Source organism: Nevskia soli, assembly GCF_903970205.1.
GTDB lineage: Bacteria > Acidobacteriota > Terriglobia > Bryobacterales > Bryobacteraceae > Bog-113.
Map to the genome: position 1 here is coordinate 1 of NZ_CAJCHS010000251.1, position 6,966 is coordinate 6,966.

A 6,966-nucleotide genomic window follows, 5' to 3' on the forward strand; every position below is an offset into this window, starting at 1 on the left:
GCTCCCATCACGGCAATGGTAAAGGAGAAAGCGTTATAAACAAGTTGGTATTGACCAACGGAGATAGTGTCCATAGAGAGCCTCTTTCGCCCTTAGAGACTTGCGGAATCTAACCGGCGACTTAAAAAATCTTTGGGCCGAGTAAAACTGTTAGCCCGCAAAGAGTGCGCCGGCGCTGTTAGTGCATTCAAGTAAGGCGGTTCGCGGACTCCGTTTTTGCCGGCGACTTACTCAGGAGCGCAAAGGATAGGGGCCGCGCTCGGTTTTGCGCGGTTCCTCAAGACAGCCGGTGCGCCGTTACTCTGGAGCGATGACCCTGGAGAACGCGAAACTGAGTCAAGCAGCTCCGATCCGCCCTTGGCCCTGCGCGCGATGTGTTCGATGCCGGATATCTTCTTCGAGCAGAGCGTCCCGCTATATCACGCCGGTCTGGCGGCCGAACTTCAGCGCCTCGATGGCCGCCCCGCGGGCTCCGGCGGTGTCGCCGTTGGGCATGATATGGATTGGGATGTCGGCCTGCTCCACCCGTTGCTTCGGCATCCCCGCGCGGATCTCTTCGACGATCCAGGTCTGCAGCTCGTCCGTCGTCTCAATGATGCCGCCGCCCACGATCAAGGCGTCCGGATCGAAGGTGTTGATCATCTCGTCGAAGAACACGCCCAAAGCGTGCGCCTGAACGCGGAAGATTTCGAGCGAGAGTTCATCTCCCCGTTCGGCCAGACCGCGCACCAGCTTGGATGCCTTCCGGAGGTCGCCCAGTTTCGCAAGATCGTGTTCCGGAGCTTTCCCCAGGAAGTAGGGAAGCAGCGTCTTTTCGATAGCCGTAAGCGAGCAAAGCGATTCGAGGTCGCCGATGCGCCCGCAATTACATTCGGGGATCAGCCCTTCGATGCCCCGAATGCTCTGGTAGGGAATGAGAACATGGCCGAGCTCGCCGCCAAAGCCTTGTCGCCCTTTGACGACATTACCCTCGATGATAATGCCGCCGCCGAGGCCGGTGCCGACAATCGCCGACACAGACGTGGCAGGGCTTTTGGCGCCGAAGATGACGAAATGGCCCCAAATGGCTCCCGCATTCCCATCGTTGAGGTAGATTACCGGCTTACCGAGTTTATCCTCTAAACCTGCGCGGATATCGAACCCCGCCCAATCCGGATGAACGAAGTTGGTGGATCCCCGCGCACTCAAAACACCGGTGGCGCTGGAAGGGCCGGGAGTATCGAGGCCCACCACGGAAATCTCCGAAGGCAATACGCCGGCCTTCTCGAAGGCGATCTGGAGTCCATCGGCGATCTGCTGCAGGCAAATGGACGGACCTTCGCGCGCCCGCGCGGGATACTCGCAAAGGCCCTCGATCAGAAATTGCTCCTGGTCGGTTAGAAACGTATAATTGATGGCGGTTCCGCCAAGGTCGACTCCGGCTACAGCTTGCAGGGCTAGCACCTCACCTTAAGAGCTCGTTCTGGTTTTCCAGCCTAGCAGGTGCTTGAAGACCGAAGTTGGTGGAAGGGCGGGCTTCCCGCGCAAGGGCCTGGAGGTTCCGGTGAAAACGGTGAAATTAGGTAACGTCACCTTGACAGCCGATAACGTAGCCGCGCCGGCGCCCGCCCTTCAAGCGATCGTGCAAAAGCGAATGATTCCGCCCGCGTTGTTCGGGGAGACGGCTGGAATTCTATCTCCACGCACGCATTTTCTAACCCCGGCGAGTCTCGAAACAAACGATTTCAAATTCATCATCGGATGAATGGGTACGAGCCGGTTCGGTGGATTTGGGCGCAAAAATGGCCGCGCGAGAAGGATTACTTCCCGAGGTATTCTTACTCCTGGTTCCCGTCTCTTATAACCTGTCGCACAGGATTCAAAGTAGTTCACTTTTACCTGGAGACGAACCGCCGGCAAGGCGTGGCGGCGCTGTTTTTTGCGGGGCTCCAGCGAAGTTTGCTCCCTTGCGGGGATAGTGTTACTGTGTACATGTAAACTAAACGTACTTCGAGAAATGAGGCCGCTTTGTCTCAAGATACTTTCCTGCCAGACGATAATCTTGCCGCCACCGGAATAGCGGGACTCGATGCAGTTTTGGAAGGAGGGTTCCCCAGGACCAATGTCATTCTGGTGCAAGGGGCGACGGGAACCGGCAAAACAGTTTTCGGAGTGGAGTTTGTTTATAGAGGGATCGTCGAGTTCGACGAACCGGGAATGATCGTCCTTTTTGAAACGAGCCCGGCCAAACTGATTCGCGATTGCGCGACATTCGGGTGGGACCTTGCGCGATTACAGCGTGAGGGCAAACTGGAGATCATCTTTACGTCCCCGGACGTTCTTGACGAGGAACTCCGTTCTCCGGAAAGCCTTTTGCTCGAGAAGGCTAGTTCCATGGGAGCGAACCGTATCTTCATAGACGGCATTAATCTGCTAAGCCCCCCTGCGCCTGGAACCGGCGGTCGCAGCGTAGAGATACGATCCTTTCGTCGTCTCCTCCAACAGGTCATCGATAGCTTCAGCCGGGCCCGGCTGACGGCCGTACTCTCGCATGAAATTCCTTCGTTCGTTCCAACTTCCGACACCCTCGATTCGTCGGGCTTTCTGGTGGATACCGTAGTCCAGTTGAATCTTATCAAGGATGGCCGCAAGACGTCTCGAACCATAGAGATTGTGAAGAACCGCGGTCATAAATATAGCTACGGGCAACATACTTTACACATCACCGACGGTGTGGGCTTGGAAGTCTTCCGGCGCGTACAGGCCCGGGTTTATAGCGAAGCGGTGCAACCCAGCTCGCAAGTCAAGCAATCGGTAACCGGAGTAGCGGCACTCGATTTATTGACGGGAGGAGGCCTCTACGAGGGTTCCACGACGATGGTTATCGGGGTCTCGGGAGTTGGTAAGACGGTCCTGGGAACGCACCTTCTTCGCGAAGGCATTACGCGCGGAAAACGCGGGCTGCTGGTCTCCCTGGATGAACACCCTGCGCAAATCATCCGAAACGCCGCGGCCATCAATCTGGACCTCCAAACCTTAATGAATGATGGCTCCCTTCGTGTGTTGTTCGACAGCCCACAAGAGTTGGACATCGATGCGCACTTCAACAAAATCACTCGTGAGGTGGAGAAGCATGGCATCGAAAGAATGGTGATCGACGGCATGACGAGCTATAGTACGGCTATTGGCGACCAAAAGGTATATCGCGACTTCGTTCACGCCCTGGTCGGATACAGCAAAGGGCGTCTGATGACCGCCTTCTTCAATTATGAAAATCCCGAGTTTTTGGGCATTTCGTCCTTCATGCCGGACTTCCCGGTAAGTTCGATCGTGGACAATATCATCCTGTTGAGTATGGTAGAAATCCGGAGTGCCATACGGCGCTGCATCACGGTTGTCAAAGCAAGGGGCTGTAAGCATGAGTTTGACAGCCGGGAGTATCTGATCGGCGAGGGGGGGATCAACCTTGTGCCCATCGATAGAAAGGGCGCGATGACTTTCTCCCGCTACACCAGCGTATTGAGCCGGGCTCCTACGCGGAGACCGGCCCGGTTGAAGACGTACCAACGTGCGGCTGAGTTGGCTTTGGAGTAATGCCGGAAAACTCGGGATTTGACCTCGGGGTAGGCCGAGTCCCCCATACGCCCGAAGAGGCAAACTACAAGACGATCAACCCCCGGTGTGCCGATGGCCAAAGTTAGCCCGGTTTCAGCGAGCCTGCTAACGGAGTTGCTGGATCTGCCAAGTTGGTCCTCGGCCCTAAATCGCTTCGCGCGTACCACGAACGTGGCGGTGGCATTGACCGACGCAACCGGGCGGCTCATGGGTGAGTGTCAGAACCCGCAGCCGCTTTGGCTGCTATCTCGCGACAGTGCTTTCCTCAGCGGCGCGATCTGTCCGTTTTGTGTCTTGAAGGAAACGCGGTGCGGCATCGTGACCGAAGCATTGCGGACTGGAGAGATTACGGAAATCAGGGATGCGGCCGGTTCGGCTCATATAGCAGCGCCGCTTTTCCTCGAAGGCGCGTCTTTGGGCGCCGTAATCGCCGGACAGGTTTTCGTCGACTACCCCCAGCCTCTCGCATTGCAGCGGCTGGCGAATGAACTTCACCTTGCGTCGGAACAGGTCTGGCTGGCCGCCACCTCACGACCACCCATCCGGCCCGCAACGCTGCATGCTTACGGTGAATTGCTCGAGTCATTGGGGCGGGCGTTGGTGCACGAACGCTACGCTTTCGTTCTTGCCGAAAAACTGCGGCGCGCGCTGGAGGAAAAGACCGTTCTCCTGCAGGAGGTGCATCATCGCGTGAAGAACAACATGGCGGTCGTGTCTTCCCTGCTGGGCCTTCACGCCGATTCGATCGCTAACGAGCAAGCCGCCAGTAACTTGCGAGACAGTCAAATGCGGGTTTTGTCGATGGCTTCCATACATGAACACCTGTATGGTTCGGCGAGCTTAAGACAAATTCGCTTCGATAAGTACGTGGGAGAACTCGCTGCACGCATCGCCGCATTGTTCGGCTCGAAAAACATCCAAGTCGAAATGAAGGTCGACCCGATCGAGCTCACCATCGATGAAAGTATCCCGTGCGGCCTGATCCTCAACGAGCTGCTTATGAATGCGTTCAAGTATGCGTTTCCGAGTGGGCGGCCCGGCGTGATTACGATTGTTCTAGCGATCGACAGGCCAGGCGTGTTCCGGATTAGTGTCGCAGATAACGGGATCGGGGCGCCTGAAAGTATCGATTTGCAACAGCCCAGGTCGCTCGGACTGCGCATCGTCCGAACGCTGACTCGACAGCTTTCGGGGAAGGTCGAATTGCATCGGGACAACGGAACCAGATTCGAAGTATTGTTTCCGTCCGCGCAGGCCATGGCGGCTGTCGAACCTACCCATGCCGTTCCGGCCGGCTAGTCTGCGCCTGCTTAAAGGGCGAACAGATTTGAGAAGTGGATTTGGTTGCGGGGGTTGGATTTGAACCAACGACCTTTGGGTTATGAGCCCAACGAGCTACCGGACTGCTCCACCCCGCGAAACCAGAATATCATGCCCGCAATATCTTTCCCGCATCCACCGTAGCATCAACCCTACATGGGGTACCGCGCCGGAAACTCGCGCCCTATTGTGGAAAGGGCGCCACATCCCGCGGTCGCACTGTTGTATTTTTGACACACTGGTAACCTTCTACTTCCCTGTAGAATCGATAGTTTGTGATTCGTTTGAAACTTCACCCGGACATGTGCATTGCGGTTTGAAACGACGCTTAGCCGTATTGTCGAAGCGGCCGGCGTCGGTCTTCACAGCGGGGTACCCGTCAAGATCCGGGTTTGTCCCGCTCCCGCGGCTACCGGGATCGTGTTCGTTCGAACAGACCTGAACAGTTTCCAGGTTCCGGCAAGTTGGCGGCATGTGGCACGCGTTTCCTACGCGACGAGTCTCATGCGCCAAGGTGTCCTGATATCGACAACCGAGCATCTGCTCAGTACGTTCTACAGCCTGGGTATCGACAACGCGTTCGTCGAGATCGATAATCTCGAGGTTCCGATTATGGATGGCAGCAGCCAGCCGTTCGTCGATCTCGTGAACGAAGCCGGCATTCGGCGTTTGCGCCGCCGCCGGCGCTACCTGCGTATCCTGCGACCCATCTCGGTGGAAGATAAGGGCAAGCGCATTTCGATCATTCCCTCCGAAGACTTTCGGCTCACTTGCGATGTCGATTACCCGCAGCCGGTGGGCTGCCAGGCTCTGGAGATGGAAGTCACACCTGAAAACTACACGTCGCGGATCGCGCCGGCCCGCACATTCGGATTCGAACGCGATCTCGATCAGATGCGCAACATGGGGCTGATTCGCGGCGCGACGCTGGAAAACGCCATCTGCTTCACCAACGCCGGCCCGTTAAATCCCGGAGGGCTGCGCTTCCGCGATGAGTGCTGCCGCCATAAAGCGCTCGATCTGATTGGCGATCTGGCGCTGCTGGGCCGCCCGCTGCTGGGCCATGTGATCGCGCGCCGGGCGGGACACGCCATGCACACCGCCCTGGTGTCGAAGATCATGTCGGACCCGTCGGTCTACGAAGTCCTTACCAGCGATCAGATCGAAGTTCCGCTAGCCCACGCGCTCGTCTCATAATCAAACTAACCCGATGGCTAAAAGGAAGAAGCCGAAGAAATTCGACGCTGATGCCGAAGTGCGGGCGATTGCGCGCGAGCGCGTCGGAACGGTGAAGCCGGGCCAGGTAATCGTTCCCAAAGATCAAAGGAAGCCGAAGCACAAGCAGGACCCTTTGGCCGATCCCGACGCCGTAAGTTGATACCGCGCTCCTATCTACCCGGAGTAGTCCGGCGGCGGCGGAACGGCCAGGCTTTGCTTTGGTGTTCTCGCTAAGTCGAGCGCTAAGTCAACGAAACCCATGGACGCGCTGCGAATCCGGTCGAAGTCGGTGTACGCCGCAGTCGGAAATCCTCCGCTGAACAAGTAGTTCGGAGCGGTGATGTAGTTTGCGTCCGCCAAGCCGCCGTTGTTCCAAAGATGCTGCCCCTCACCTGGCCACGCGATTTCGGTGCGGTTACTCGTAGGCCGTGGATTGGTCGGGCCTGAAACAAATGTGCCGCCTATTTTGCCCGCCGCAAGTCCTGCCATCACGCGTTGACCCAACACGTCAGCATTCGGCGGCATGAAGACGATGCCGGGCTCAAAGCCGCCGGTCGCTTGAAACGAACCGGAGGATGTAATTGCCATCTCTTTGGCTCCGACATGCTCCACGGTTACCGCCGCGGCAACGCGAGGGAGGATGTCTCCGCGATGCTGCGCGACGAACGCACGCGCGCCGGCGCCTCCGACAAAATGTCCGGTGGTGAGCAGAATCATGATGCTGCGCGGGAGCTGTTCGCGCGGGATTCGCGTGAGATACTGCGCCATCCCAAGAATGGCGTTGGGTCCGTCATCTTCGGTTCCGTTGGGGCCGTCGGTGTGGCTGTTGAGGAT

Annotated in this window: 6 protein-coding genes, 1 tRNA gene and 1 pseudogene; 5 read left to right on the forward strand and 3 right to left on the reverse strand. The window is 57.5% G+C overall.

The genetic code is table 11. The features are described 5' to 3' along the window. Positions 1-414: 414 nt before the first annotated feature. Complete coding sequence (locus H1Y01_RS11385) at positions 415-1,443, reverse strand: ROK family protein (protein ID WP_219341473.1); 1,029 nt, start codon at positions 1,441-1,443, stop codon at positions 415-417. A gap of 43 nt (positions 1,444-1,486) precedes the next feature. Between H1Y01_RS11385 and H1Y01_RS11390 the strand changes: the two genes are divergently transcribed. The 3 genes from H1Y01_RS11390 (at position 1,487) to H1Y01_RS11400 (ending at position 4,893) form a co-directional block, all read left to right on the forward strand. After that, positions 1,487-1,744, forward strand: a complete 258-nt coding sequence (locus H1Y01_RS11390) for a hypothetical protein (protein WP_180540643.1) — start codon at positions 1,487-1,489, stop codon at positions 1,742-1,744. A 263-nt stretch (positions 1,745-2,007) separates the two neighbouring features. After that, positions 2,008-3,573 carry an ATPase domain-containing protein gene (locus H1Y01_RS11395; RefSeq protein ID WP_180540644.1) on the forward strand — a complete coding sequence of 522 codons (1,566 nt, stop codon included), beginning with the start codon at positions 2,008-2,010 and terminating at the stop codon, positions 3,571-3,573. A 93-nt stretch (positions 3,574-3,666) separates the two neighbouring features. Next, positions 3,667-4,893, forward strand: coding sequence for a histidine kinase dimerization/phosphoacceptor domain -containing protein (locus H1Y01_RS11400; protein ID WP_180540645.1), 1,227 nt, complete (start codon positions 3,667-3,669; stop codon positions 4,891-4,893). A gap of 42 nt (positions 4,894-4,935) precedes the next feature. Here H1Y01_RS11400 and H1Y01_RS11405 read toward each other — a convergent pair. Continuing rightward, positions 4,936-5,012, reverse strand: a tRNA-Met gene (locus H1Y01_RS11405). A gap of 211 nt (positions 5,013-5,223) precedes the next feature. Here H1Y01_RS11405 and lpxC point away from each other — a divergent pair. Both lpxC and H1Y01_RS11415 read left to right on the forward strand, forming a co-directional pair. Next, on the forward strand, positions 5,224-6,111 hold the full coding sequence (gene lpxC, locus H1Y01_RS11410) for a UDP-3-O-acyl-N-acetylglucosamine deacetylase (RefSeq protein WP_180540646.1): 888 nt from the start codon (positions 5,224-5,226) through the stop codon (positions 6,109-6,111). A 13-nt stretch (positions 6,112-6,124) separates the two neighbouring features. Beyond that, the gene (locus tag H1Y01_RS11415; protein ID WP_180540647.1) at positions 6,125-6,292 is read left to right on the forward strand and encodes a hypothetical protein; all 168 of its coding nucleotides are present in this window, start codon (positions 6,125-6,127) and stop codon (positions 6,290-6,292) included. Positions 6,293-6,306: 14 nt separating this feature from the next. Here the strand turns inward: H1Y01_RS11415 and H1Y01_RS11420 are convergent. Next, positions 6,307-6,966, reverse strand: a pseudogene (locus H1Y01_RS11420) (PA domain protein); the annotation flags it as partial.

Coding starts and splice junctions, on each gene's coding strand:
- H1Y01_RS11415 (WP_180540647.1), top strand. CDS start 6,125: ATGGCTAAAAGGAAGAAGCCGAAGAAATTCGACGCTGATGCCGAAGTG.
- H1Y01_RS11400 (WP_180540645.1), top strand. CDS start 3,667: ATGGCCAAAGTTAGCCCGGTTTCAGCGAGCCTGCTAACGGAGTTGCTG.